This is a genomic window from Pseudoalteromonas sp. SIMBA_162, assembly GCF_046535955.1.
Classification (GTDB): Bacteria; Pseudomonadota; Gammaproteobacteria; order Enterobacterales; family Alteromonadaceae; genus Pseudoalteromonas; species Pseudoalteromonas marina.
Genome location: NZ_JAWJBQ010001032.1, coordinates 1 through 243, shown reverse-complemented (window position 1 = coordinate 243; position 243 = coordinate 1). Strand labels below are relative to the sequence as shown.

Genomic DNA, 243 nt, shown 5'->3' with positions numbered 1-243 from the left:
GAAGTCGTCGAAGGTGGTATCGAGGCGCAGGCGCGTCAGGTCTTCACCAACCTGAATGCTGTGTGCGAAGAAGCCGCCGTCAGCCTGGGCGACATCGTCAAGCTCAACCTCCACCTGCCCGATCTGGCCGACTTCGCGCGCGTCAACGCGGTGATGGAAGAGTTCTTCACCGCGCCCTTCCCGGCGCGTGCCGCGGTCGGCGTCAAGGCGCTGCCCAAGGGCGTGGCCTTCGAAGCAGAAGGC

At 65.4% G+C, this 243-nt stretch carries 1 protein-coding gene; it reads left to right on the top strand.

Features of this window, described 5'->3' with window-relative positions; genetic code table 11:
* Positions 1 to 243, top strand: a 243-nt coding sequence (locus tag R0J88_RS22845) for a Rid family hydrolase (RefSeq protein WP_410901297.1), incomplete at both ends; no start/stop codon positions are given.